The organism is Microbulbifer maximicatervae (SeqCode), assembly GCF_052467065.1.
In genome coordinates, this window is the sequence record NZ_CP174299.1 from 1220139 (window position 1) to 1247110 (window position 26972).

General features: G+C 46.7%; 18 protein-coding genes. 5 read left to right on the top strand and 13 right to left on the bottom strand.

Going from position 1 to position 26972, the window contains the following annotated elements; translation table 11 throughout:
- Window position 1 precedes the first annotated feature (1 nt).
- Complete coding sequence (locus ACJJI1_RS05380) at window positions 2-2173, top strand: tetratricopeptide repeat protein (RefSeq protein WP_444958765.1); 2172 nt, start codon at window positions 2-4, stop codon at window positions 2171-2173.
- A 51-nt stretch (window positions 2174-2224) separates the two neighbouring features.
- Here the strand turns inward: ACJJI1_RS05380 and ACJJI1_RS05385 are convergent, their stop codons facing one another.
- The gene (locus ACJJI1_RS05385; RefSeq protein WP_444958766.1) at window positions 2225-2407 is read right to left on the bottom strand and encodes a hypothetical protein; all 183 of its coding nucleotides are present in this window, start codon (window positions 2405-2407) and stop codon (window positions 2225-2227) included.
- A gap of 53 nt (window positions 2408-2460) precedes the next feature.
- Between ACJJI1_RS05385 and ACJJI1_RS05390 the strand changes: the two genes are divergently transcribed.
- Complete coding sequence (locus ACJJI1_RS05390; RefSeq protein ID WP_444958767.1) at window positions 2461-4293, top strand: VCBS domain-containing protein; 1833 nt, start codon at window positions 2461-2463, stop codon at window positions 4291-4293.
- 31 nt (window positions 4294-4324) lie between these two features.
- Window positions 4325-4624 (top strand): hypothetical protein, encoded by a 300-nt coding sequence (locus ACJJI1_RS05395; protein WP_444895935.1) that lies wholly within the window; start codon window positions 4325-4327, stop codon window positions 4622-4624.
- Window positions 4625-4714: 90 nt separating this feature from the next.
- Here ACJJI1_RS05395 and ACJJI1_RS05400 read toward each other — a convergent pair whose 3' ends face one another.
- The 6 genes from ACJJI1_RS05400 to ACJJI1_RS05425 form a co-directional block, all read right to left on the bottom strand.
- Complete coding sequence (locus ACJJI1_RS05400; RefSeq protein ID WP_444958768.1) at window positions 4715-6226, bottom strand: tryptophan halogenase family protein; 1512 nt, start codon at window positions 6224-6226, stop codon at window positions 4715-4717.
- 136 nt (window positions 6227-6362) lie between these two features.
- Complete coding sequence (locus ACJJI1_RS05405; RefSeq protein ID WP_444940608.1) at window positions 6363-9227, bottom strand: TonB-dependent receptor; 2865 nt, start codon at window positions 9225-9227, stop codon at window positions 6363-6365.
- A 170-nt stretch (window positions 9228-9397) separates the two neighbouring features.
- Window positions 9398-10360, bottom strand: coding sequence for a glucokinase (gene glk / locus ACJJI1_RS05410; RefSeq protein WP_282931051.1), 963 nt, complete (start codon window positions 10358-10360; stop codon window positions 9398-9400).
- A gap of 191 nt (window positions 10361-10551) precedes the next feature.
- Entirely contained in the window at window positions 10552-10860 is a 309-nt protein-coding gene (locus ACJJI1_RS05415) for a DUF1272 domain-containing protein (RefSeq protein WP_282931050.1), read from the bottom strand.
- Window positions 10861-11189: 329 nt separating this feature from the next.
- Window positions 11190-11501, bottom strand: a complete 312-nt coding sequence (locus ACJJI1_RS05420) for a cupin domain-containing protein (protein WP_444911629.1) — start codon at window positions 11499-11501, stop codon at window positions 11190-11192.
- A 60-nt stretch (window positions 11502-11561) separates the two neighbouring features.
- Complete coding sequence (locus tag ACJJI1_RS05425) at window positions 11562-11858, bottom strand: hypothetical protein (protein ID WP_444958769.1); 297 nt, start codon at window positions 11856-11858, stop codon at window positions 11562-11564.
- Between the two features lie 352 nt (window positions 11859-12210).
- On the opposite strand from ACJJI1_RS05425, the gene ACJJI1_RS05430 reads away from it, so the two are divergent.
- Window positions 12211-12804, top strand: a complete 594-nt coding sequence (locus ACJJI1_RS05430; RefSeq protein ID WP_444903287.1) for a TetR/AcrR family transcriptional regulator — start codon at window positions 12211-12213, stop codon at window positions 12802-12804.
- Between the two features lie 69 nt (window positions 12805-12873).
- Here the strand turns inward: ACJJI1_RS05430 and ACJJI1_RS05435 are convergent, their stop codons facing one another.
- From ACJJI1_RS05435 to ACJJI1_RS05445, 3 genes are read right to left on the bottom strand one after another with little or no spacing between them, the layout of a single operon-like run.
- The gene (locus ACJJI1_RS05435; protein WP_444958770.1) at window positions 12874-14058 is read right to left on the bottom strand and encodes a hypothetical protein; all 1185 of its coding nucleotides are present in this window, start codon (window positions 14056-14058) and stop codon (window positions 12874-12876) included.
- 11 nt (window positions 14059-14069) lie between these two features.
- On the bottom strand, window positions 14070-14885 hold the full coding sequence (locus tag ACJJI1_RS05440; RefSeq protein WP_444958771.1) for an outer membrane lipoprotein-sorting protein: 816 nt from the start codon (window positions 14883-14885) through the stop codon (window positions 14070-14072).
- Window positions 14866-17223 carry an efflux RND transporter permease subunit gene (locus ACJJI1_RS05445; RefSeq protein ID WP_444958772.1) on the bottom strand — a complete coding sequence of 786 codons (2358 nt, stop codon included), beginning with the start codon at window positions 17221-17223 and terminating at the stop codon, window positions 14866-14868. The genes ACJJI1_RS05440 and ACJJI1_RS05445 overlap by 20 nt, the downstream gene beginning before the upstream one ends.
- A 727-nt stretch (window positions 17224-17950) precedes the next feature.
- On the opposite strand from ACJJI1_RS05445, the gene ACJJI1_RS05450 reads away from it, so the two are divergent.
- Complete coding sequence (locus ACJJI1_RS05450) at window positions 17951-19252, top strand: amidohydrolase (protein ID WP_444892168.1); 1302 nt, start codon at window positions 17951-17953, stop codon at window positions 19250-19252.
- Window positions 19253-19292: 40 nt separating this feature from the next.
- Here ACJJI1_RS05450 and ACJJI1_RS05455 read toward each other — a convergent pair whose 3' ends face one another.
- The 3 genes from ACJJI1_RS05455 to ACJJI1_RS05465 all read right to left on the bottom strand — a co-directional run bounded on the left by ACJJI1_RS05455 (window position 19293) and on the right by ACJJI1_RS05465 (window position 26606).
- The gene (locus ACJJI1_RS05455) at window positions 19293-22202 is read right to left on the bottom strand and encodes a PKD domain-containing protein (RefSeq protein WP_444958773.1); all 2910 of its coding nucleotides are present in this window, start codon (window positions 22200-22202) and stop codon (window positions 19293-19295) included.
- Between the two features lie 303 nt (window positions 22203-22505).
- On the bottom strand, window positions 22506-24851 hold the full coding sequence (locus ACJJI1_RS05460) for an FG-GAP repeat domain-containing protein (RefSeq protein ID WP_444958774.1): 2346 nt from the start codon (window positions 24849-24851) through the stop codon (window positions 22506-22508).
- A 282-nt stretch (window positions 24852-25133) separates the two neighbouring features.
- Window positions 25134-26606: a DEAD/DEAH box helicase gene (locus tag ACJJI1_RS05465; RefSeq protein WP_444959362.1), complete on the bottom strand. Its 1473-nt coding sequence runs from the start codon at window positions 26604-26606 to the stop codon at window positions 25134-25136.
- Window positions 26607-26972 lie beyond the last annotated feature (366 nt).

Genomic DNA, 26972 nt, shown 5'->3' on the forward strand with positions numbered 1-26972 from the left:
AATGAAAAAATTCCTTTTTGCCCCCGTTATTTACTTACTGGCCTCTTGTGCGGCCCACACTTCCATCAAACCCGGCGATAGTGAAATAAGGCTGCTAACCGAACAAATTGCTAGCGCTCCAGATACAGTTGCTTATGAGGATTTCTGGGTTGCCTATCTTGAGTCTCAGCAACCCCTGAATAATATCGCGGCCAGAGAGCGCTACCAGGCGGAGCTATCCGCGATTGAATCTGGGGATAAGTCTTGTGAAGCCGTGGACTGGAAGGCCGTAACAAACAACAACATCCTGTCACTAACGCCCCATCTCAGCGCTGCAGAATGTTATGAGTCTGTGGGACAGTTAGAAGCCGCCAACTACCATAAAAACCTGTTTGAATTTATTGCTACTGGTATCCTTTCCGGACGCAGTGGTGAGTATAGCTATAGTGCCTTTGAGGTCGGAAGCTGGGCAGATGCAGAAGACCTGCTCACCATATCCGGCTATGAAATTATTGATAGCTATTTTGAATTTGCAAATAGTCGCAATGCTATATACCGCGTATATAACGTAAAGGAAGTAGGCGGCTATCAAGTATCGAAAATCTACTTCGATAATGCCCGCTTTCTACACCGACTGCTCGCGATCCGGTATCCATTTGCCGGCACATCGGATCAGCTATATGCCGATATTATCCAGATATTAGCCTCTACAGACTATGCCGCTCGACACGCCGAAGGCATTGTGTTTCATGCGGAGGGTCAGTATCCACAGGCTGAACAAGCTTATCTGGACGCTATTGTTATGGGATCCATTTCCGCCAATATCAGTTTAGGGCGGCTGTGTCTCAGTGGCAAAACTGAAAAATTTGCAGTTAACGAGTGCGCACAATTATTTGTTGCTGCTGCGGATCTGGGCCTCGAAGAGGCGAAGGTTTACCTAGCCTATATAGCCTTTATGGGCCTGGGAATTGACCCGGACAAAGAATTAGCAACTTCACTACTTTCCAGTGCCGAACAACACCTGAAGAAGGGCCAGGCGGAGTACGAACTCTACTCCCTTTTTGCGTCAGAGGAATTTAACTCAGCTAACGAATCCGGTGCTGCACAATTCTTGCAAGCCAGCGCTAATAAAGGTTACCCCGTAGCCCACTTTACCCAGGCTATTGGTTACCTTGAGCAGAATAATTACTATCAATTTGAAAAGCTTATTCAAAAAGCTTCCGATAGTGGCTTTTCACCAGCCCAGTTTTTTTACGCCAGCTACCTGCTGGAGGAGAAAAAAGAAACCAGTGGGGGCATGGCACTTCTCAATGAGGCCGCAATTGCAGGAAACCCCGCCGCACTCTTTGAGAGAGGGCGTATCACACAACTAGGCGCCCATGGCCAACCGGTTAATATCAATCAATCTATCAGGGACTATCAAGCTGCGGCATATCGCAATCATCTTCCTGCACAATTAAAAATGGGGATCCTGCATTCCAAGAATATTATTGCAGATGCCAACGCCGATATTGCCTATGCCTGGTATTTATTGTGTGGACGGGCCGGCCACCTGGAGTGTATTACCAATATGGGTTACTCCGCCGAAAATGGTTATGGAGTGGAACAAAACCCGACTCATGCAGCACAACTTTATAGGCTCGCAGCTGCGGAAGGCTCAGCCAACTCCAGTGCCAGGTTGGCCGGACTCTACGAGGCAGGTAACGGAGTAGAAAAGGACCTGGAACAGGCAATCTATTATTACACTCAAGCAGCAGAGAGGGGATTAGCAAGTGCTATGAATAAACTGGGGCTCATATACTTGGACTCCGGTAGTGATTCTTTCCATAACTATCCCGAGGCTCTTCATTGGTTTGAGCAGGCAGCGAATCAAAATTCAAAGTATGGATACTTTAACCAAGCCCGTATGTATGAACAGGGGCTTGGTGTAGAAGCTAATCTAGATCGAGCAATGTCACTCTACGAGGAAGCCTCAAAGAGAGGGCATGGTATAGCTTCACTGAAAATTGCTGAGGCCTATAGTCAAGACGATAATCCAGGCAAAAACCTTGATCAGGTACGTTACTATTTGAAATTGGCTACTGAACAGAGTGACGACCAACAATTGAAAAAAATCCTGGAAAACTGCGCCGACACCGAAGAGTGCAATGTCTCACACTTAAAACAGTTTCTGAGTGGACTCCCTGGAGAATAAGATTATTTTTGCGGTCGACTGTTCACAGCGAATAGTTGACCGCGTTCAACTTTAATTTGCCAACAGGTTCCCAAGCCACTCTTTTCCTACCTTAAAATCCCCAACTATTTTCCAGCCTATTTCCTTTATTTTTATTGACAAAAAAATTCTAGATACGACCGATAGCACCATTTTTTGCTCAAGCAAAAAATCAGCCTCAAAAGCAAGCCAGCCATCACAGAATATGACTGACATCTCTTTATACTCCGCGCCAATTATATTTGGTTTAACGGATCTATCGAGGCGATATGACCTATTCCCTGAAGTTACTCACGGCTATCAGTTTATCTGTATTTCTTACTGCTTGCGGTGGGGGTGGAAGCTCCGATGACAACGAACCCGACGGCACTTCAGTAAGCCGCGATAGCGATTCAGGGGCAAGCTCTGACGGCGATGACTCCCCTAGCATAAGCGGCGACAGCGGCAGCGTCAGTGAAGATGTCGAGACAACGGTTTCAGGGCAACTGGTCGATAACTCAAACAGCAATCAAACCTTTGAATCCGGAAATTTTCAAGGAACTTACGGAGAGCTTGAAATATCCAGTGATGGCAGCTGGACCTATACCTTGGACAGTGAACTATCCGATCCAATTGCTGGCTCAGAATTAGTGACCGACGCATTTAATATTGGTATTGGCTCCAGTGATTCAGAAGCCACTATATCCATTTCCATAACCGGTTACGACGATGCCTACTCGTTCAATCCCGCCAGCCCACTGGCCACTTTGATTGTTGAAGGTAAGGAATTTTCTTCAGGAACATTCCTTTTGGAGGATGTCGATGGCAATACTCCGGAGTTTGTCGAGGAAACTCTTAACGGATCCTACGGCGATTTCAAGTTATACAGCAACGGAGATTGGGAATACAGCCTGAATGATTCAGCAGACAGTTTAAACAATGGTGAAACGACAGAAGATACCATTTCATTCCAACTTAGCGATGGCACTACTCAATCTATTACCTTCTCTGTCGTCACTTTAGAGCCTGATGAAAGCAGTATCGTATTCATTTTCATGAACTTCTCTGATGCTGTACCTACAGATACCACTGATATCTCTGATATTGCAGATATGGTCTTTAACGATGAAGACTCTCTCGATAATACCTACCTAAAGAATTCATTGGGACAACTAAAATTCCTGCGCCATCGCATCAGCGACAGCTCCCTGGAACATTACTGCTATGGAGAAGGTAGCAATGAAGATAGCTCCATTGACTGTATCAGTTACAACATTCCGGATAACCAAGACGGTGGCACTTTAAGCGTTGACGATGCGGCAGCTCGCTCCAGCCAGGGAGGAGAATATACAGACGGAGGATACACTTGGCGTGACAATGCAACAGAATGGGCGGAAACCAATTTAGTTGATAATAATAACAACCCTATCAACCTAAGCGACTGGCGCCACCGTGTTTACATCTACCCGCCAAAGGCCAAGAGTGCTGGGCTGGTTGGGGCTGGTGTCGCCTCTGTTGGTGGTAAGTGGAGCATCGTTACCGCTTATACAGACCAGATAATAATGGGCCATGAACTTGGCCACAATATTGGACTCAGCCATGCCGGCAATGATGACAACAATGATGGCGATACCTTCGATAGTGGCGAAAGCGAATATGGAACAGATGGGAGCTTTATGGGGAATGCCTGGACTTCGCGCTTATTTGGCAGTGGTCACCGAGAGTACATGGGCTGGTATGATTTATTCCCCGAATATACTCAAACGGTAACCCAGACCGCCGGCAGCACAGAAGAGGTAGAGATTGAGGCTATTGAGCTGACTGCGGGAGAGCTCTCAGGAAATCTGCCCCAGCAGCTGAAAGTCGAGAGTGCGGGTAGTCAGAATGGAGAAGACTACTACTACGTGAACTACCATGTAGGCCATGACATACTGAATCCATCGTCTCATATGGAAAATTCAGTATCCGTTCATTATCTCGATAATAGACTCTTTAACCATGTAGCAGAACTCAAGGAACCAGGAGATAGCTTTAGCGACTCAAATATTGGCTTAACCATTGAGTTTCAATCTATGGCCTCAGACAAACAGTCGGCCACTATCTTAGTCAGTTACAGTGATTAGACTATAAATCCGTTACCGCAGGATAAATACTATGAAAAAGTTCATTCTAATAGCGTTTGCATTGAGCTTCTCCCTGTTTGTACAAGCAGAGGAGATTGTAACTGGCACCTTGGAAGAAATTATCTCTGAAGATTTTGAAACGGGAAAATCCGAGCGTAAGTTTTCTCTGAAAGATGAGCAGACTGGCCGCTACTTTTTCCTGGATGCCGATGAGGCCAAGCTCAAAGGTATGAAATCTGGAGATCGGGTTAAAATTCGTGGTGAGCGTGGAGAGAAGCACATACTACGTATAAAAGAATCAGAGAAAATAGAAGTAAAGGATAGCGAATAGTCATTTATTAATTAAAAACGATTCACCTCCCTATCTGATTAAAGTGGAATAGTGCTCAGAGATAATCCGAGCACTATTCCAGATTTTCTTCTACCCCACCCTTAATTGATTTAACTGATCCATGTGCGGCATAAAGTTCAGAGCACAGCGGCGGTTAAAATCCTTGATTTCTTCCAGTTTATATTTGTGTGCAAACTCATTACCTGGACGCAACTGTTCCTGCCCCGGGTAAATCCCCTTGCCAGTCAACAGGCAATTCCAGGATACATTCGGGAAATAGACATCCAGTTTTTGATCCAGTAGTTCATCAGTAATATTCTTGCCTGCCATCCAGGACATCAAGATTGAACGCAGGGAGGGAGATATCTTTTCATTAGTGCCATTGGCAATCCAATAATCCGTATCTATTCTCGAACTAATACGGTAGTGACAGACGATATAGTCCCGCACCGCATCAAAACGAGCGCTGATACGATTATTAAAGTCATCCCTATATTTATCAGTATGATCACCATTGTTATAGGCCTCTATAAAGCGCACAACAGTCTCCTGGACCATATCAAGCGCCGTTGCCTCCAAAGGCTCAATAAAGCCTTGGGAGAGCCCCACCGCCAGGCAGTTCTTGGCCCAGTGTTGGGCAACCCGTCCCACCTTGAACTTTAATCTACGCGCCTCGACATCACTGTCCAACAACCCCAAGTGAGCGCGAAATTCCGTTTCTGCCTTGTCATCATCGACAAAGCGAGAGCTGTAAACATAGCCGTTGCCATTGCGATTAGTCAGGGGGATTTTCCAGGCCCAGCCATATTTCATCGCAGTAGAAATAGTATGCGGTGCATACTCTTTCTCCTGATCTGTAGCAAATACAACCGCAGAATCGTTAAACAGACTCTCAGCGCTACTAATAAAAGGAACCTTCAGGGATTGTTGTATGAGACTTCCACGAAAGCCGGAACTATCCACATACAGATCCGCTTTGAGCACCTCACCATCAGTAGTTTTCAGGTGATCAATATTCCCCTGTGCATCGAGCATGGCGCCAGCCACTGTCGCCACCTTATAGCGAACGCCTTTCTGTTCTGCAACACGACGCAGGAACTGGCCCAATAAACCAGAATCAAAATGGTAACCATAGGCAATTTCAAAAGGGAAGTTTTCCGGTGCGACTGGAGATAATTTTTGTCGGATCATCTCTGTGGCCAGAAAGAAGTGGTCCGGGTGTCCCTCCAGGTCAACGCCTTTCCTGCGCAGGTAACTATTATGAAAAAATGCCGGGATAGTAAATTGGTCCGGCTGGCCGACAAAGGGATGAACATACTCGGTAAAGCCCGGTTTGACCGACCAATCCCTAAAGGTAATACCGACCTTGTAAGTAGCGTTACAAGCAGGCATCCACTCCGATTCGCTTACTCCTATAGTCTCCATAAAACCCTTTAGTGGCGGAGTTGATCCCTCCCCCACACCGATAATTCCAATATCCGGTGATTCCACCAGGGTGATTTCAAACCCTTTATTCTGCCAATGGGTCGCCATCAGATTGGCGGTTATCCAGCCAGCGGTACCCCCGCCAAGAATAATTATTTTTTTACATTGATTGCTCATGGCGACTCTCAAAAATTCGGCACCGCACTTATTTTCGGGCCATTTGACATTTCAAAAAAAAAACCGCCCGGCAAGCGTAGCTCAGCGGGCGGTCTCTTATCACATCTTCCGTTTACACCGAAAGAATCAGCGATACTTAGTAGCTATAGTTCAAGCCGAGGTAGAATTGACGTCCAAACTCAGTGTATTCACCGAGGACGCCATCTACTCCGTATGATTTCACATCAGCCTCATCCGTAAGATTGTTCGCTGAGAAAATCACATCGATACCATTATCAAATGCGTAGGATATCTGTGCATCGACAGTGGTATAGGCTTGCGCTTCCACTGGTGTGGAGCTACCTGGTACCGGCATATTCAGGATAAATTCATCCCGATAGCGAACATTGACGTGGGAGCTGAAATTACCAATATCCCAGAATACTGTAGTGCTCCAGACATTTTCAGAGAGGCCCGGCAACGGCAGGTTTTCACCATAGAGGTTACCGCCACTCACTTCGGTTTCACTCTCAGTATATGAATAGCTGGCGGTCATACCCAAGCCAGCCCAAATACCTGGCAGCTGATCAAAGGTTTTGGTACCCGCAAGCTCGATGCCTCGAATATAACCACCCTTGTCGTTGTTCACGTAAGTCTCAAAAGCGCCGGCTTCCAGACCAACGGGAATTTCAATACCCAGGGAATCAAACAGCGCCGTCCGATCTGCCTGGCTGTCCAGGTAGATATACTGCTTTTCTACCAGGCTTTCGATATCTTTCCAGAAAATGGCTGCAGTTACCGCGCCGCCATCTTCGAAATAGTGCTCATAAGCCAGGTCAAACTGGTTTGCACGGAAAGGATCGAGGTAGGGAGACCCCTTGGTCCAAACGTTGTACTCCGTAGCGCCATCGTTGTTAACACTGTTCCAGGAGCCAGCGCCGCCCTTCAGCTGCCCAACTGGCGGACGGCCCATCACTTTAGCTGCAGCAAAGCGAATGTAGTCCTGCTCGGTCAGCTCAAAGTTCAAGTTAAGGGAAGGCAGGGTATCTGTGTATTCGGGGCCGTACTCAACATAGTCGTAGCTATCTGAAGTTACACCCACGTCATCAGTAATTTCGATACCATTGCCAGCACCCACATTTTGGATACCGCTGGACTTCACATCGGTTTCAACAACCCGTACACCGAAATTACCAGTTACTGGAATACTACCCAACTGGGTTTCGATATTGGCCATCAGGTAGTAGGCAAAAACTTCCTCTTTCACAGCACCGGACTCAACGAAAGTCCAGTCCTGGCTAAATACCTTTTTACCTTCGTAATTACCGGCACCAAAAATACTGGAAGCCAGGGCATCCATATCGTTGACTACGAATTGTGGTATCCCATTGGTAGATTCAATGCTGACATAGCCGTCCAGTAGTTGCGGCTCACAATCGATGTCGGACAGGTTATCCGCGCAGTAGTCATTGAATTGACCATCGCGGCTACCGTACAGGAAAGCACCACGCTCAGAATCGAAAGTACGCTCAGAGACACGGAATCCAGTCTCTATAGAGGCAATGGCTCGCCACTCCAAGTCAAACTTGTAATCGAACTTGAAGGCTTCAACCTTATCGGTGTACTCGTGGGGGTACTCTTCGTAGCGCGACAAACGCATGGTATCCAGATCGGTGAAATCTACACCGGAGAAAACGCCTGAGGGAATACCATCACCATTAAGGGAATAGGCAAAGCTCTGCCCAGCAGCTTCTTCCCAGGTCTCTAAGTTCCCATTGTCATCGTAGGTCAGGTCGTAAGCGTGCATGGATACAATCTGATCCTTGCGCGTCTTGGTGCCCTTACTATAGGAGTAGTCAACGGCCAGGGTATGGCGGTCACCAAAATTCCACTCCAGGTTCAGGCCAATACTATCGCTGTCCGCCTGAGTGGATTGATCCTCAGAGCGGGATTCAAACCAGGGGCTGGAATCGTAAACAGTTTTTGGATCGGTAATAATTACCGTTCCATCGGTAACCACTCCACCGTTTACTTCCGTATCGGAAAGGGTATACATGTCTGTATTGGCCAGCCCACCAACCGTAATACCGTGGCGAGTATCCACACGCTCAAAGTCAGATTTGAAGTAATCCAACTGGGCCTTGAAACCATCGGTAGGCTCAAAAACGACGCTAGCCAGGTAACCATTGCGGGTATCGGTACCATCACCTGACTGCCATTGGAATGCGCGCGGCAAAGCATCTGCGCTGCCGTCACCATCGTAATCGCTTGCCGGCGGTTCATAACCGATCTGGGCGTCTGCACCCGTGCGGGACTTTACAAAGCTATTCGGCTGCTCAAGGTGGGAATAACCCAGGGCGACGCCCACCTTGTCATCCATAAATTTACCCATGTACGACAGCGTGACACGCTCACCGAACTCGTCGGCACCGACGTCGTCTGCTGCATCGTTAAACGACATACGCACATTGGCATTAAAGTTGTGTTCTTTCTCGGCGTCGAGAGGATTGGCTGTTTTCAGCTCTACAGAGCCCGCTACACCACCTTCGATATGAGAGGCTTTCGGAGTCTTGTAGACCGCGGCCTGATTAATCAGCTCAGCTGGGTACTGGTCAAAAGATATCCAGCGAGTACTTTCGGTATAACCACTGGTAGAGGCCTGCTCACGACCATTCAGGGTGGTCTGCAGGAAGTCGCCGTTCATACCGCGGATATTTAGCTGTGAGGACTGACCGTTGGATCGCACGGTGGTTACGCCGGGCAGACGGCCCAGGGCATCAGCGATTGATTGGTCGGGAAGAGATGACAGAGCGCCCGCATCTACCACATCGGCCACAACATCGGCGGCGCGCTTGGCTTCAACGGAGTCCAAAACGCTGGTGCGAATACCGGTAACTGTTACTTCTTCCAGTGTTTCCTGCTCCTGCGCATAGGCCCCAACCGAGGTGGACACGGAGGCCGCGATGGCAGCAGATAGCAAAGTGGGTCTGAGCGCCCCTTTACCTTTATTGGATAGACTCATCATCTTCTCCCTGGACTTATCGTTATGTTGAGACCCTGCATCCTAGGGCGGCCCCTAATCCATAACATCCTCCCCCGAGGGGGGAGGAGACGGGAAAAAGTGTGAGATCAATCACAGGTGTAATTTAATACACGTTTGTCAGGCCATAACCCAACAAAAGTACCGGGCAATTACCCCTCAAGCTGTACTGCAGCGCCAATCAAGGCCTGATAACCCGCATTCAACGCGTATACCGGAACGGCCTCCATCCATTGAGCGACACGCCCTTTCGTCAGGAAACGCTGCTCAAACTCGCTCTCAGGTAGCAATTCAGCGATCCTGGGCAGTATACCACCACCCAAAAATACCCCGCCACGCGCGCCCATATACAAAGCCGCATCCCCGGCCGCACTGCCGAGAAAATTGAGGAAATCTATCAGAGCTTCACGGCACAGCGGATCTGAACCTTCAAGGCCACGGGCGCTGATATCGGGGGGCGTCAGGTCCTCAGCAATCTCTCCGTTCAGCTCGCAAACTGCGCGATAGAGATTAACCAGCCCATTGCCCGATAAAACCCATTCATTGAAAACGGGTAACTGGGTTTTCATCAGGATTTGCAGCAACTGCAATTCACGCTCAGTGGAGACTGTCAGGTTGGCATGCCCGCCCTCTCCCGCCAGCACATGGTATCGGCCATCGGCTTCAGCCAGTCCGGCAACACCGAGGCCGGTTCCGGGACCGAGCACCGCCATAGGGGCACCTGCCTGCCGGGGAGTATCGCGCAGTACCTGGTAATCTGATTCGGCCAGACGGGGCAGAGACTGAGCCAAGGCGGCAAAATCATTAATCAGCTCTAGGTGGGGAAAGCTAAACTCTTGCGCCAGCTCCCCGGCGTCAATAGTCCAGCCCAGATTGGTCATATAAACCTTTCCACCTGTTGGAGTCATCTCCAGCGGACCGGCTGCTGCAATACACGCCTTTTCCGGGCGCGGCTGGTTTAACCCATCAAGCCAGTGCTGTAGTGCTGCATCAAATCCCTCGAAGCGTTGGCAATCAACGACTTTGAGTTCTTCCAGCTGGTAACCCTCTGCTACAGGCTTGGCGATGGCAAATCGGGCGTTGGTCCCACCGATATCCGCTACGATACTCGTCATAGTTATCCTTCTAACTTCCCCCTAAAAAAGGCGATATAACTTAAGGCGTCAGACAAAATATTGCCAGCCCCAAAGCTTACTACAGAGGACAACTCACCCTATAAAGAAACCGCATAACCCCATATATAACCCAGATAAACTCGATAAACCTCGCAATATAAAACCAAACTGCAACTTTCAGTCACTTTATTTTAGCGATCAGCGGGGGGGATATTTTTCACGCTATCAGTAAACGAGCAGATTTCATCTTTACTAAATCGAGTATTGACTCGCTTCTGTGAGGCCGGTTGATAGCTAATACCCACACCGCTACGCCGTGCAACCTGGGGCCGAATGGGGCGGGGGCAAAAATTACCGCCACAGTTAGGGCAGACGTTACTGAGTAATGTCTCGACGCAGGGCTGGCAGAAAGTACATTCGTAAGTACATATCATCGCCTCTTCCGAGTTTGGCGGTAGATCTTTATCGCAATTCTCACAGTTCGGCCTTAACTCCAGCATCCCAGTTCCCTCCTTGTTCGCTAAATAATTTTTTGAAGTTTATTAGTCTTAATTTCTCGCTCAACCTCCCTACACAAAGGAAGTTATCTCAACAGAAAATGACTACATAAAATCTGTATAAGCTTTATATATGGAAGATTAAATAGCTTTTTATATTAACGACTTACTCTATCCAATAGTGGTATTAAAATGACAGTAAATCGACAAATTCCGACATGCTCAACTGTTACAAAATCAACATTGCAAAATGCTTATCCAAGCCATCAAATTGATGACTATCTCTTGATAAGATAACCACATTAATTAATTTCTAAGAAAGGAAAACCAACTTAGACACTTCCCTCAGATTCCACAACCAGAATGCGAGCCTCACCAACAGGATGAGCTACATGTTCCGTGCCCTCAGAAGCGTGGAATATATCACCAGGTCCAAGAAGTTCCGATTCGGTTCTACCTGCCACTTTGTAAAACATTTCTACATGACCATCGAGAACAGCGAAGACTTCCTGGCCATCATTGATATGCCAAATATAAGGTTTATTAGTCCAATGCAGTTTAGTGGTAATCCCGTTCATATTTGCGATAAGTTGCGATTCCCAGGGCTTACTACCGGTAAAATCTCTGCTACGCACTATTTTCATAATGTTTATTCCAATATCGCTTTATAAAATTTCCGGAACCATCATTTAGGGAGTCGGTAACTATAAGGCGGATTCTTCAGGCGCAGGTGAAGTCATGACACCATTTTCATCAGCCTTTTTTTCTGCCAGCTCATCAACTCGCCTCACCCCAAAAGTCACCGTTGGTGGAATTCCCATCCCCAGATCGATGTCCGCAACACGATAATTGCATCCCCCGGCTTTGAGAATGGCATTCACCTTCTCCTGCTTCTCAACCGCTTTGATAACGGTATTGGCTATTACTTCATCACTACTAAAAGCGGTTACGGACTCATTGACCCTTTCACCGAGTTCCTTGGCTTTATCAAAAATACCCATAATTTCCTATTCCTTCTCTATTCATTCGCGGCCGAAATCATAGGTTAAATATCTATTTTTAGGAACCGCAAGCAGGTAGCCCTGACTCCACCTCGGGGCAACAACAATCAAAGGTTAAGACGAGCTGGTCACTTACAGCAGAGGCTTTGAGTAACCAGTTAAAAGGGGCCCATTAGTCAGCACCAGGCCTTTGTACAAAATAAGCTGACCACCTATTCATGAAGCGGCAAACCCGCTGGATTATTCATGCCAAAACCTATTTACCCCTATAATTTCGAGACTCTCCCCCTCTCGTCTTGCCCACCCCAGATTGATGTGTCACTATCATTTTTTTGAGGTTTGGTAACGATAAATGAGTGGGCGCAAGCAGTTCGATGAGTCACAAGTACTAGACAAGGCCATGCGCGTTTTCTGGGAAAAAGGCTACAAAGCAACTTCCTTGTCGGATCTTGAATCGGCCATGGGACTGAATAAATCCAGTATCTACAACACCTTCCAAAGCAAGGAAGGGTTGTATGGCCGCTGTCTGGAACATTTCCACACCCAATACGCCTGCGATGCTATGGATACCTTGAATCACCCGGACTTCCGCACAGCCATGGGCGGCTTCCTGGAAATGCTTCAGTCTGGTATGGAGAGCTCTGAAACTCCTGAAGGCTGTATCGCTACTATGGCAGCAATGGAGGTGGGTGCCAGTGAAGGATTTCTCGCTGATCTGGTAGCAAAGGGTACCAATGATATGCTGAACCGGATCGAAACCCGTATGCAGAAGGCTATTGACGATGGCCAATTGCAAGCCGGTGTCGATTGTGCCGCCCTCGCCGCGATGGTTATGGCGGTAAGCCGAGGCGTAGTGGCCCTGAATAAAGGCACGGGCAGTACCACAGCAGGCAAAAACAGTTACCAACAGCTATCCACAATTCTGGACCAGTATACACTTCCCTAAAAAAAGCCCACCCCAAAACTTCTTGCCTCTTTGGGGTGGGAATGGGGGTATTCCTGTGAGAATTAACTTTTAAAAATAGCGACGTAATTCCAACTGAAAATAGTCGTCGTTGCGCAAATTGTAGGTAGGGTCTTCTTCATCGGCATTACCGAAAAAACGCGCCTCAGCTTCCATTAACCAGCGGTCATTTAGTCGGTGGGTCAGTTCCAGATTGGAAAAACGACTACCGTTATCCAAATCGGTACTTACGGCAAATAAAAGCTCCGTATCCTGTGTATTATTTAGGGCGTATCGCGCACCTATTGCAATGTCATTTTGACTGGCCGTAGACCAAGGTCCGGTACGATCATCAAATTGATACTCCATTAATACTCCAAGATCTGAGATCGTTTCGCCAATACCATAAAATGTATATTCGAAACCGCCGACAGCCGCTGTCTGGCGATCTTCACCGCGAGGTTTAAATGAAATAGCTTCAAACTTCCACAACCAATCTCCACGGGTAGTTTGGATGTCCACACCCGTCTGATCGATCTGTGCATAGTAAGGCGCAAGCAAGCCATCTTCCGTAAGCAATAATAATGGATCCCGATTAGTGCCGGAAAAATGGCTGAGGCCCAGGTCCCAATCCCCAAGTACATGGCTGTAACGCAAGGCCCAATCTATATGCTTCTCCTCCCGGTCAGATTGATAGACCGCAGCATCCTCATCCACCGGCAGCGGAGCACGCAATCGCCCTTCCCGGCCAGCAAACTGACGCTCGCGAAAGCCCAGTAAACCGTACACCTCCAGTGTTCCCCAATCACGCTCCATCAGGAGGTTAATCATGGGTTGGCCCAGCTTGTCTTCACCGTCGATATTTTCCAGTGCATCATCCTGGTTAATCACATCCACCAAATGCACGGTTTCAGTAACCCCCCAAAATACTTTGCGCACCCCGGCGTAAAGCTCGAAATTATCGTAAGCTTTCCACCAGTAAAGCTCGCCGAGATCCGCGTGATTGCGATCGCTATCCTCACTATCCCAGCGCCCAAAGACACTGGCCACAACACGCTGGTTTCCATCGTCAAAATCCCGGTAGTACTCGAGATTTAAAGACGCAGAAAGACCAGCATCACTTTGTGCTGAATCCAAAGGGTCTGCGGTGAATGCGCGGGCCTCCAGGCCCGCATAACCACTCAACTCATTTGCTCCAGCCATATGACTCAACGCCACCAATAGTGGCAACAAAGTGAGTATTTTTCGGTTAACCATGGGCGCAACCCCTATTTCGCCCTGGAGAGACTATTTTTGGTGAAGTCGCGATCGGTAAAACCATTGCCAAATACCCAGTCGCCGTACAACAACTCTGTGGATTTACCGGTCTGGTGATTTACCATTTCCATTTTATTGGCTCGCCAGTATTGATCGTCGTACTGGTTGTAGTCGGAAATCGTGAGGGTCTTCATCAGGTCCCCTTTTCGATCATAGTAATCCGTTCTCCATGCGCGGTACTCCTCTGTATCAACCCAAAGGTGTTGAATGGAATAACCAGATTTAGGATCAACCGGGTCCAACTCCAGAACAAAGTGATCGCGACCATCGAAAGACTCGTTGCGCAAATATTTATAGGTGTATTTCTCCACCTCCTGTGAGGCGATATCTTCATAGGAGAATTCACTACCCATAAATGGTCCAGACTTGTTGCTGGAGGAAATACGCTTTACTCGCTTTAAAGCAGGCAAATAGAGCCACTGGTCATCGGAGCCCACTTTATGAGTAAAGGACAAAAATGCTGTGCCCTTTACATCCCGAGGGTTGTCAAAAATCACCAGGGATTTATCTCCGTCATTTTCCTGCTCCAGAGTTTTGGTGCGCATAGCCCGCACACTCTCCTCACCATATTTATTGCGCAGGGTCATTGTAAGGCTGTTGCTGAGATCGCCGAATCCCAAGTCGCGGCGGTCCGCCTCCTTGGCAATTTCCAGACCTTTTTCTGCGGCCAGGTCCAGTTCACTGGCAGAAACAGATAAAGCTGCCAGAGCCAGGGCACCTGCTAGGGCCCGTGTCAAAAGCTGTTTTTTAGAGCGGCTGGGTTGCATAGTTTTGCTCCTTATTTTCAATAGAGGTAATAGCAGGGTCGTATGCCTTGGCATCGAGCTTCATCAAGAGAATTGGAAGAAGTAGGAAATCCGCCAGCAAGGCCATCAAAATGCAAATTGCAGTCAGAAGTGCCATGGAGGAATTCATACCGAAGGAGGACTGGGCCAACACCATAAATCCGGCAATCAGAATGACTGAAGTCACAACTATCGCTACACCCACTGAAGAGAAGGCGTAGCGCAGTCCGTCCTCCACGTTGTAGCCTGCACGGCGCTGGCGCAGGTATTTACTGAGGAAGTGCACTGTGTCATCTACCACAATACCCAGTGCCATACCGGTCACCATAGTGACAGCCACATTGACTTCAGCTACCAGTGCACCCCAGAGGCCAAATGCCAGGCCGGCCGGCAACAAGTTGGGAATTAAGCTTAAGAAACCGAGTTTGACACTGCGCAGGGCAATACCAATCAGTGCAGAAATTAACACCAGCGCAACCAGAGTGCCCACCAACATGCCCTCCATATTGCGCTCGGCAATATTGGCAAACATGATCGCCGGACCTACACCATAGGCAGTTACACCAATGTTATTCTCCAGCCAATTACTGCCGGCATCCGCCACCGCTTTGAGTTCTTTCGACTTGAGATTATCGAGAGTTACAATAATCTGCGTCGACGACTTAGCCACATTCAGCTGATTATTTAAATCCAAGCCATAGGGGAGAGACAGCTCGTACAGTAACAAATACTGGGCTGCCAATTCCTGCTCTTCAGGCAACCTGTAGTACGCCGGATCGTCAGCATGCAGATTTTTGTTCAAGCGCTTGAAAGTATCGCCAATGGTATTGACATGGCGCACCCCGGGCTGGTCCTGCATCCACTCAGTGAAACGCTCCAGATTGGCAAGAAATTCTGGATTGCTAACACCATTGTTGTCACCGGATTCGATCGAGTAAATCAGCTGGTAAATACCAGAGAGGTTGTCATTGATATAATCTGAATCGGTTCGGAACTCCACAGATTCATCAAAGTAACCAACAAAGTCATCATTAATCTCATTGTTTGGAATCATTGCCAGTAATCCCAACGAGACAATGACTCCCGCGAGTAATATTGGGCGCTGACGGCGAATCACAAAATCTCCCAAAGTATCCATGGAGCGTCCAATTTTGGATTCACTGGCGCGACTCTTGGCTGGCAGTATCGCCATCAATGCAGGCAGTAAGGTAACCGATAAGAAGAAAGCCACCATCACACCCATCGCGGTAATATTACCCAGATCGTGGAAGGGAGGCGCATCGGAAAAGTTCATCGACAAAAAGCCAATGGCGGTAGTGATCGAAGTTAAGAACACAGGCCCCATGTTGAGCTGCAAGCTCTCTTTAATTGCATCGTGCTTGCTGAGTCCACGGCGCATTGCAGCAAACAGACTCACCAATATATGTATCGAGTCCGCCACTGCGAGAGTCATAATAATGGTGGGCGCAGAAGCGGAGGGCGGTGTCAATTTAACACCTATAAAACCGGCCAAACCCATGCCTGCGGCCATGGAGAAGACGATAACCAACAGCGCTGCAAAAGTCGCACTGAAGCTCCGCACCAATAAAAATACAACTGCAATAATCACAAGGTACATGAGCGGAACTAAGGTGCTCATATCTGACTGAGAGGCTTCAAAAAATGCATTACTCAGTAAAATAATACCGGTCGCATAGACCTCTACATCGTATTTTGCCTCAATCTCTTCCATCAATGCCTGTGCAGCTTCAGCCGCTTCAGGGGTTTCATGCATGGATTTTTGTGGAAGCTGGAAGGTGATATTTATCCCTGTAACGGAGCCATCACTATTTACCAGGCGCTCCTTCAAAGTGGGATCTGCCAGCGCTACAGCCTTGATAGAAGCCAAGGTTTCTGCATCTAAACTGCTGGCATTTTCCACCAAGTCCTGTACCAGAAGGTCATCTTCTTCAGCAATGGTGTGCTGGAAGTTAGTGATTGAATCCACCCGCAGCGCATAGGGTAACAACCAGGATTTCTCGGTCATCTCCTCTACGGCTGCCAGGGCATCATTGGAAAAGGCATTGCCATCTTTTGGCACTACCGCAAACAGAATATTGTCATTCTTAGTGTAAGTGCGCTGGATTTGCTCATAAGCTTGTAGTTGAGGATTAGCTTCACTAAAGAATGCCCGGTAATCATTGTTGAAACCCAGGAATCTTGCTCCGCTTACCGCAAAGAAGGCTAACAGTAGTGCGCCAATGGCTACCAGCCATCGATATCGAATAAGCCAATCCGCATAACGGCTGACCCAATTCGAAGGTAATTGGGGGGATGACATTAAATCAGCTCCTTCAAACAACTTGATAGAAAAATAATGAATCAACAACCTAAGCAAATGAGTATTTACTTACGGCCACAGAATCCCGTAGTAGCCAATATAAAATCAGCTACAAAATTTGATAAAAAGGCACACTAATGCAATCAGCCAAACCATAAATATGACCGAGACATCAATTAAAAGCTATCGCTTTAGGCGCTATAAGAACCACTTCTTTGTAATTAATGGTAGCCAACTATCAGGAAAAGCTTACCTTTCCCCAACACAGGGGCGACCGCGAGAGAGCCGCCGAGTTAAGACGTTACCTAATTTACAGTGTCGTAAATCTAACAATAAATATAATAATTATTTATATATACCTGGGATATACAGATATATTAGTAACCTGCCTATTATTATCACTATAAATTAACTCGTTAATTATCCTCTAAGAAATAATTAGGGGGCTCGACAAATTAAACATCTCTAATTATTTCCAACCTATGACCAATCAGTATCACCTTCTGTATCACCCAGTCTCGTGAAAACCTTGAGAACCTCCTGCAGCCCTCATTGTTCTGTGGTTATAGCTCTTTCCACAATCTATGCAGAACATCTTGAACCGTTCGGTTCATCATGTCAACAGCGGAAACTCAAAATATATAAAGGCAAAGCAGCTCGAGGGAGTCGGTCGCGCAAAATCTGGGGTAGAATCAGCCGACGATAATGAGAATGAAGGAATTGTGCTGTGAAAAAACTGCTCCTGCCCATCGCAATCGGTGCATCGCTGCTGGCTACCCATGCCTTTGCAAGCGATCCTAAGCCTCAGCAATTGCTGGAAAATACTGAGTCCAAAGTGATTGAGTGGCGCCGCCACCTGCACCAGAACCCAGAACTGGGCAATCGCGAATTTGAAACAGCCAAATATATTGAAAAACACTTACGTGCACTGGGCCTTGAAGTAGAAACAGGTATCGCCCATACCGGCCTTGTGGGCTTTTTGAGAGGCGGCAAACCGGGACCAACTGTTGCCTTGCGCGCGGACATGGACGCTCTTCCAGTCACAGAGAGAACCGATGTGCACTTCGCTTCCAAAGCGAGAACCACTTACCAAGGTAAAGATGTTGGCGTTATGCATGCCTGTGGCCACGATACCCATGTGGCCATGCTGATGGGCGCTGCCGAGGTCCTGGCAGGCCTTCGCGATGAGCTGGCTGGAAACGTCTTGTTTATATTCCAGCCCGCAGAAGAAGGCGCACCGGACAATGAAGAAGGTGGCGCGGAGTTGATGCTCAAAGAAGGGATCTTCAAGAAGTACAAGCCGGATGTGGCCTTTGGCCAGCATGTCACTTCATCACTACCCACCGGCGTCATCGGCTATCGCTCGGGCCCGCTTATGGCCGCTGCCGATGAATTTCGTATTACCATCAATGGCCGCCAAACCCATGGCTCACGCCCCTGGGGTGGAGTGGACCCTATTGTCGCTGCGGCACAAGTCGTAATGGGCACCCAAGCCATTGTCAGCCGCCAGATCGACATCACCAAAGAGCCCGCAGTCGTTTCCTTCGGACGTATTGACGGTGGTGTCCGCAACAATATCATCCCCGACAGTGTCTATCTGAACGGCACCATCCGTAATTTTGATATGGATAACCGTGCAGAAATTTTCAAACGCTTAAAAACCACTGCGGAGTTAATTGCTGAAAGCTCCGGTGCAAGCGCAGATGTGGAGATTCTGGAAGGCTATCCGGTAACGATAAATAATGCAGAGCTGACAGAAATGGCCCTGCCTATTCTGAGATCTGCTGTCGGCGACAAGAATGTTGTAGAAGTACCCAAAATTACGGGGGCAGAAGATTTCTCCTACTACGCCAATGAGGTCCCTGGCTTTTTCTACTTCCTGGGGGTAACTCCTAGGGATCAGGATGCCAGCCAAGCTCCAAGCAATCACTCACCGCTTTTCTATGTGGATGAGGACGCTTTGCGTAAGGGTACTGAAGCGCTGACTCTGTTAACTTTGGATTATATGGCAAACTATAAAAAACAGTAATTGTAAAGGAGCCCCTCTTGGGGCTCACTTTCACAATTATCTATTCCTCAACATCTAAGGTTATAGTTTTTTCAGTTGTTGCTCCATCATCATCCGTAATACTAAATTTGAAAGACAAAGTGGCGGGCTCTGCTGGTGTCATAAAATAAGCAGTCAGCTTGTCCGCATCAATCAATTCAACTGCAGGGCCAGATACTTGCTCCCATTTCTGGCTCACAATAGTTCCATCCTGATCTCTTGAAGCCCCACCGCTCAAGGTCGAAATTGTATTAATCTTAACACCGCCAACAGCCCCATATGCAATAACCATAAACGGTGGAATGTTACCTTCTACGATTACCGTAAATATACTCGTTACTATTTGGCCACTGTTATCTTCAACCTCCAGCTCAAACTCCAGAGTAAACTCACTTCCCGGGTTTTGTGGTGCTATAAAACTCGCACTACCATCAGCGTGAGTTATCAATTCAATACCCCTATCGGAGAGGGAACTCCAGCGATAGTCGACAATATGCGCACCAGGGACATCCCAAGAAATGCCAGGAACCAGTAAGACATTTTCACCGGGCTCAACTTCTTGAGTAGTGCTTATTACTTTCGGGGGAACTAACTCAACATCTACGCTGACGGTCATTTGGCTTGTCGCCCCTCTGTCATCAGTGACACTCAATTTAAATGACAATACAGCTGGCTCTGCTGGAGCTTTAAAATTGGCAATTAAATTATTAGCATCTACTAATTCAACGGGTGGACCCGATACTTGCTCCCATTGTTGACTCACAATATATCCATCTGGATCATTTGAATAGGAACCATCTAAAATCACATTTGTATTCGGTTGAACCACTCTCATAGTTCCAATACCCATATTTGGGGGCATATTCTGCTTAACAATTACAGTAAATAAACCCGTGGCTGTCAGGCCATCGTTATCCTCGACCTCAAGTTCAAACTTCAGTTCTACTTCTGTACCCAAAGGAACTTGGGGCGCTAAAAAGCTCGCACTACCGTCGGCGTGGACTGTTAATTCGATATCAATATCAGAGAGTGAGCGCCAGCGATAATCTACAATATGGCCGTCACTATCCCCAACCCAACCTTTAAGCAAGACTTCCTCGCCTGGGTCTACTATTATTAGAAAAGTGCTTCCGACCACAGGAGGTGTTAACACCTTAACAAAAAAAAACCTTTTCTGTTCAGTTTTTGCACCACCGTTATCTTCAATCTCAATCGTAAATACTAGTGCTGAGAAAGACACTCCTGGCTCTGCAACTATCCTTGGAACAGTAAAGGTTACGGAACCATCATCAAGCTCTTTCAGCTCAATACGCGGGCCACTAGAAACCTGCTGCCAATGATAGCTAACGATGGTTCCATCAGGATCATAAGACTGGCCTGCGGATAATGTAACCTCTTGGCCGGCAGTAAATGCTGACATTGGCTGATCGACTATCAAAACAGGAGCTAAATTAACTCCAACGCTAACCGCCACTTTGCTAGTATTCTTTAGACCCCTATCATCCTCAACTTCCAGCTCGAAAATTAGCTCCTGTACAACTCCAGTAATTTCGGAGGGCGCGGTAAAGCTAGCGAAACCATTACCAGAGTCATCTAAGATAACAGGCGTACCGGAAATCTGTGTCCAGCGGTAAGCCACAATACTGCCGTCGGAATCTGAAGACAGAGTACCATTGAGCAGTACCGCCGAATTACCTTCAACAGTTTGATTTTCACCGGCGATAGCCGTAGGTGGCTGGTTGATATGCCCAGCACCACCTTTTAATATAACCAATCCCTGTAACGGATTTGCGACAACGATATCCGCAATACCATCCCCGTTGATATCTCCACTAGCCATACTCTGGGGGCTAGTATAAGTTGCACCAGGAATGGCAATTTGTTCACTCAAAGCCAAGGTACCATCATCTTGCTGTTGATAAATACTTAAGAACTCTCCACTGTCCGGCAAGACAACTAAATCAGCAAGGCCATCATTATCAATATCTTTTATTAAAAGCTCTCCAGGAGGACTTCCAAAGCTGTGAATTTCAGGTTGCTGTAATAAGCTATCTTCTCCCTGGTAATATATAGCGACCCTTAAATTATCCTGCCCTCCACCCACTATTGATAACGAAAGATCATTGCGGCCATCATTATTAAGGTCACCAATTGCGATTCCTTTTATTTTAATATCATCATTAACATCAGCATTTCCATCTAATTCAATACTGCTAATTTCGTTCAACCTCAAAGAATCATCCGGCGCTAGAACAACCAAGCTATTTTGGAGAGACCCGTTAGCAATTAGAGAAATATCTGTTATACCATCTCCATCCACGTCACCCAGTGCCACCTGCCCCGGACTTTCAATAGCTAGATCGCTAGCGCTATTCACATAGGTAGATGACTCCCCTACTTTATGGGTTATAACAGCACCATTCTCTCCCCAACTAATCCCGAGAATTCCTTTATCACCATTATTACCAAGGTCGACAATTGCGACTCGCTCAGAATAGGAGTTCTCCAAAGATTCCGCATATTCTAAACCGTTAGTAGGATCTTGCAGGTATACCTCAATTATGCCGCCATCAAGCCCAACAATAACATCTTTCAAATCATCATTATCAAGATCACCTACTGCAATTGACTGAGGCAGACTTACCTCTCCACCTGCAAGCGGGTAGTCAATAGACCCTGTCAGACTACCAAATTCATCCTGTAGAAATACTTTTAGCTTAAAGTCATTTTCGGGGTCAAAGTTACTCGATGTAGTTAGTACAACATCGTCAAGTCCATCATTATTAACATCGGCAACAGAAACTGCCTCTATTTTTGATCCTGTGGAATAAATCTCTACCGGCTGAAACTGAACCTCTCCAATTGCAGTGCTTGCAAGCAGAAAAGCAGCTGAGGAAAGAGCAAAATATTTTGCAAGTAATTTAAGTTTCACAACATCTCCTTGTGTAATTTGCTTTAAAAAGCGGGCGCAATTTAGCACAAAATATGGAAATAAAAGCAAAACCCAAAGAATTAGATGGCAAAGCAGACACTAGTCTCAAACCATAATTACCAAGACCTAAAATATGAACACCCACAATGAGTTAGAGGAAATATATTTTATAGAAACCTCAAGCAACCACCACACTGCTTGGAGGAAAACCATTTTTTAAAATTATTAAAAAACTTAGATCAAATAAGCATATAGAGATAGGCAGAATAAAAGTAAAAAAGAGCCCCGTTGGGGCTCCATCTATTAATTTGAAGGGATCAACTCATAAACTCTAACTGATGTATCAAAAGTGCTACTTTCTCCATCATCATCGGTCACTGTTACAGCAAAAACTAACGTGACCTGCTCCGAAGGAGCTGTAAAATTAGCGGAAATACTATTTGAATTAGCTATAGCAACTGAAGGACCAGATACTTGCTGCCATTGATAACTTACTATTTCCCCATCCCTATCAAAGGCACCTGAAGCATCTAGGATAACGGGAGAGTTCGGCTGAACGATTTTCATTAAATCAGAAGGTACTATTGGAGGCATATTCCGCTCCACAGTCACGTTAATCATACTAGTCGACTTAAGACCATCATTATCTTCAACCTCCAGCTCAAAAGTAAGGAGGGCTCTCGATTCAGCAGAAATAATAGGTGCGATAAAGCTAGCTGTACCATTAGGATAATTAACTACGTCAATATCGGAAAGCGAACGCCAGTTATAACTAACGATCTCACCGTCAGCATCACTGGACATTCTACCATCCAGAAGAACCTCTTCCCCAGAATAAACTGTTTGGGCAGCGACGGGAATTGCCATTGGCGGAGCAAGCTTCTGTACATTAACTTGAGCAATAACACTGCTTTCCAGACCTTCGTTATCAGTGACTACTAACTCAAACTCCAATATCTCAAAAGATATAAACGGATAGCTAGATATTAATACTGGACTAGAAAAACTGACAGTAGTTTCTGACTCTTGCTCCAGCTCTACAGGCTCACCCGCTACTTGTTTCCACTCATAGCTAATAATCTCTCCGAATAAATCTCTTGAGGAACTACCATTTAGGGTTACAACCTCATCAGCACCTACTACCTGAAAGGTATTTGTAATTGCTGTAGGAGGAATATTTCCATCCAAAGTAATGATTGCTTTATCAACAGAAACTATATTTTCATTATCTTCAATTTCTAATTCGAAAACCAAAGATTCATCCATACCCAAATTCGAATATTTAGATAAAGGTGCAAGAAAAGTAGCAAACCCATTACTCGTGTCATTTAATGTTACAGGGGAACCTGAAACCTGTCTCCAGCGATAATCTATAATGCTTCCATCTCTATCAGCTGAGTGGGTGCCATCTAACAATATTATTTGGTCTTTTCTGGTTTCTTGATCATCTCCTGCATCTGCTAAAGGTGCCAAGTTAATACCCTGGCTATTCCCCTTCAATAAGACCAAACCGGTAGAGGGGCTTGCAATAACAACATCGGGAATTCCATCGCTATTAATATCTCCTACATCTATCCCCTGAAAATTATTATAGGAATCTTCTGGTATATCATATGAAAAATGCTCCAACATCCTATCACTACTTAATTTTCTATGAATAGATATCGTATTACCCTGCAAAGGAACCGCTATAAATTCGCTACTTAAATCATTATTTAAGTCATAGGCCAGCAACATTCCATATGCATTCTCAACTGAAGCAAAGATGGTATTTTCTAATATCCCATTATCTTTTTGATAAAAAACCATTTCAGTAGTATCTGAATCTTCTCCATCGACAGAAAGCCATATATCAGCACGACCATCACTATTCAAATCGTCAACTGAAATGTTATTTACTGAAAATGCCTCATCAATTTCATAATATTGTATTGGAGCAAAACTTCCATTTGACTCGGAAAGCATTACAGCCAAAGCACTACGTACTGACTGCTTGACAACTGTAATAACATCCTCAACACCATCTCTGTTCATATCTTTGAGAGTCAAGCTGATTGAATCATCAGGCTCCATAAGATATATATAGGACAAACGATTATTTATCGGATCATCCTTCATAGCATAAATGGCAAGTCCAACTTCCTCAGAACCTATTCCAACAATATCGTCAACTCCATCCCCCGTAACATCTGCAACAGCTATTTTGCTAGATCGAGATGAACTGATAGATTCATTTAACACTAGTGTCCCATCATGAAGCTGAAAGAAAATATCTATTCGCTCACCATCAAATGCAACTGCAATATCCAGAAGTCCATCACCATTTAAATCCCCAACATCAATTGATTTTGGTAGAGTTGTGCCATCTCCATCCAGTAAATAATCTACGGGCTCCTGTAACTGTCCATACTCATCTTGTAAAAATATCTTTAGCTTAAAATCATTCTCAGGATCAAAATTACTGGAGGTACTCACTACCACATCATCACGACCATCATTATTCAAGTCCGCAACGGCGACAGCCTCCGCTCTTGACCCTGTCGAATAAATCTCTGCTGGCTGAAATTGAACTTCCCCGCTCACAGCACTTGCACATAGAAAGGTAATAGAGGGTAGAACAAAGAATTTCGAGAGTAACTTAAGCTTCACAACATCTCCTTGTGTAAAATCGCTTCAAAAGCGGAAGCAAATTAGCACAAAATGTGAAAATGAAATGTGATCAATTATGAAATAAAATATCAAGAAAAAGACACAAAAGCAGACACTAGTACCGAAAAATAAATTTAGAAATTAACCTTCAAAACAAAAAAATGTATTTCTTTAAGTAAATTAGGCAGGCAAATAGATGAAGTTAAAAGGGACCTCCTAGATTTTTTCTAAGAAATAAAAAAGCGGCCTAAGCCGCTTTTTTATTTCTTTTAATTAAACACGCTAAGCGCTTTCCGAACGTCCTCTACTAGGACGCCGTCTCGGAGCTCGTTGTGGTTTCTGTCCATCACTGCGGCCAGCCTCAGCACCGCGCCCTTTACCGTTACCGCCCGCGCGCTTGGCTGGGGCCCCTTTACCCGCAGAAGCTTTACCACTGCGGTCGCTAGAATTTCCACGCCCCTCAGGCTTACCGCGTCCATTGCCGCGGTTGCCCCGACGTTCCTCGCTATTGCCACGCGCTTCACGCCGCCCTTCACTCTTCTGAGAGTTACTCGCAGGGCGCTTGCTGGAGCCGGGCTTTTGCAACCCACTCCGCTTTGGATTTCCGGATGCGGGCACCTGGTGGTCCGGCTCAAACTCTTCGATTTCCTCGCGGAGAATTGGCTTGCCGATCAAGCGCTCAATATCGCGAAGCTGCTTAATCTCATCAGCGCTAACAAGGGATACCGCTTGCCCCTGAGCGCCCGCACGCCCTGTGCGGCCAATACGGTGGACATAGTCCTCAGGCACATTGGGCAAATCAAAATTTACTACCTGGGGCAGTTGGTCAATGTCGATGCCTCGGGCCGCGATATCAGTCGCCACAAGAATCTGGACCTTGCCAGCCTTAAAGTCCGCCAGGGCACGAGTTCGTGCATTTTGACTTTTATTACCATGAATGGCTGCTGCCAGGATGCCGTCACCTTCGAGCTGCTTCACCAGCCTGTTGGCACCATGTTTAGTTCGACTAAAGACCAAGGCTTGGTGCCAGTTATTCTCCCTAATCAAATGACTAAGCAGTTTCGTTTTTCGAGCCTTATCCACAGGATGGAGTTTCTGTCGCACCGATTTAGTAGTGGAGTTGCGTGGACTGACATCAATTTCCAGCGGGTCTTTTACCAAGCCTTTCGCCAGCTGACGAATATCTGGTGAAAAAGTTGCGGAGAATAGAAGGTTCTGACGCTTAGCCGGTAAAATCCTCAATACTCGTTTGATATCGTGAATGAAGCCCATATCTAGCATGCGGTCTGCTTCATCAAGTACCAGGGCTTCTAAGCGATCGAAGCGAATTGCCCCTTGATTGTGCAGATCCAGCAAGCGCCCAGGGGTAGCTACCAAAATATCCGCTCCGCCTCGCAGACGAGAAATCTGGGGGTTGATCTTCACACCACCAAACACCACCGCATGGCGCATAGGCAGGTACTGGCTGTACCCCTGCACATTATCGAAAACCTGAGCCGCCAATTCACGGGTTGGAGTGAGCACCAGTGCGCGTACTTGCCCTTTTCTAGCGCGCTCCCCCTGGCTAAGACGATGCAACAGCGGCAAAGTGAAGCCAGCCGTCTTACCGGTACCAGTTTGGGCTGCGGCCATAATATCGCTGCCCTTCATTACCGCTGGAATAGCTTGTGCCTGGATTGGCGTAGGCGCAGTGTATCCCTGCTCAGCAACGGCACGGGCAATCTCCTGGGCAAGGCCCAGATCTTCAAACAACATAAAAAAACCTCGAACTGCGCCGCAGGCGCAATCAAACACACTCACTCCCCCTGAGGGAATGAAGAGAGAAATCGGAGTCGACATCGGGAGCCTGTATTGCTCCCAGCGTGTACAGCCGTCTAATCGCCAGTCCTCGTAACCGGCGCGCGGCATTCAGTAGAAATTTCCTGGAAGAATTTTTGAAAAGTTCCGGAGGGGCTACCGGCGGATCACCGGCCTACAAATGACGCAGCTGAGAAAAATCAGCGGCGGTACTATACCACACAAAGGCTGACTGTATAGTTTCACCCAGCCAAACTCCTTTCATTTATAGGTTTATACAGAGCAGTTGTTGGGGAGGTCGTCTTCAGGACCGTAACATAGTTT

Coding starts and splice junctions, on each gene's coding strand:
- ACJJI1_RS05380 (WP_444958765.1), top strand. CDS start 2: ATGAAAAAATTCCTTTTTGCCCCCGTTATTTACTTACTGGCCTCTTGT.
- ACJJI1_RS05385 (WP_444958766.1), bottom strand. CDS start 2,407: ATGTCAGTCATATTCTGTGATGGCTGGCTTGCTTTTGAGGCTGATTTT.
- ACJJI1_RS05390 (WP_444958767.1), top strand. CDS start 2,461: ATGACCTATTCCCTGAAGTTACTCACGGCTATCAGTTTATCTGTATTT.
- ACJJI1_RS05395 (WP_444895935.1), top strand. CDS start 4,325: ATGAAAAAGTTCATTCTAATAGCGTTTGCATTGAGCTTCTCCCTGTTT.
- ACJJI1_RS05400 (WP_444958768.1), bottom strand. CDS start 6,226: ATGAGCAATCAATGTAAAAAAATAATTATTCTTGGCGGGGGTACCGCT.
- ACJJI1_RS05405 (WP_444940608.1), bottom strand. CDS start 9,227: ATGAGTCTATCCAATAAAGGTAAAGGGGCGCTCAGACCCACTTTGCTA.
- glk (WP_282931051.1), bottom strand. CDS start 10,360: ATGACGAGTATCGTAGCGGATATCGGTGGGACCAACGCCCGATTTGCC.
- ACJJI1_RS05415 (WP_282931050.1), bottom strand. CDS start 10,860: ATGCTGGAGTTAAGGCCGAACTGTGAGAATTGCGATAAAGATCTACCG.
- ACJJI1_RS05420 (WP_444911629.1), bottom strand. CDS start 11,501: ATGAAAATAGTGCGTAGCAGAGATTTTACCGGTAGTAAGCCCTGGGAA.
- ACJJI1_RS05425 (WP_444958769.1), bottom strand. CDS start 11,858: ATGGGTATTTTTGATAAAGCCAAGGAACTCGGTGAAAGGGTCAATGAG.
- ACJJI1_RS05430 (WP_444903287.1), top strand. CDS start 12,211: ATGAGTGGGCGCAAGCAGTTCGATGAGTCACAAGTACTAGACAAGGCC.
- ACJJI1_RS05435 (WP_444958770.1), bottom strand. CDS start 14,058: ATGGTTAACCGAAAAATACTCACTTTGTTGCCACTATTGGTGGCGTTG.
- ACJJI1_RS05440 (WP_444958771.1), bottom strand. CDS start 14,885: ATGCAACCCAGCCGCTCTAAAAAACAGCTTTTGACACGGGCCCTAGCA.
- ACJJI1_RS05445 (WP_444958772.1), bottom strand. CDS start 17,223: ATGTCATCCCCCCAATTACCTTCGAATTGGGTCAGCCGTTATGCGGAT.
- ACJJI1_RS05465 (WP_444959362.1), bottom strand. CDS start 26,606: ATGTTGTTTGAAGATCTGGGCCTTGCCCAGGAGATTGCCCGTGCCGTT.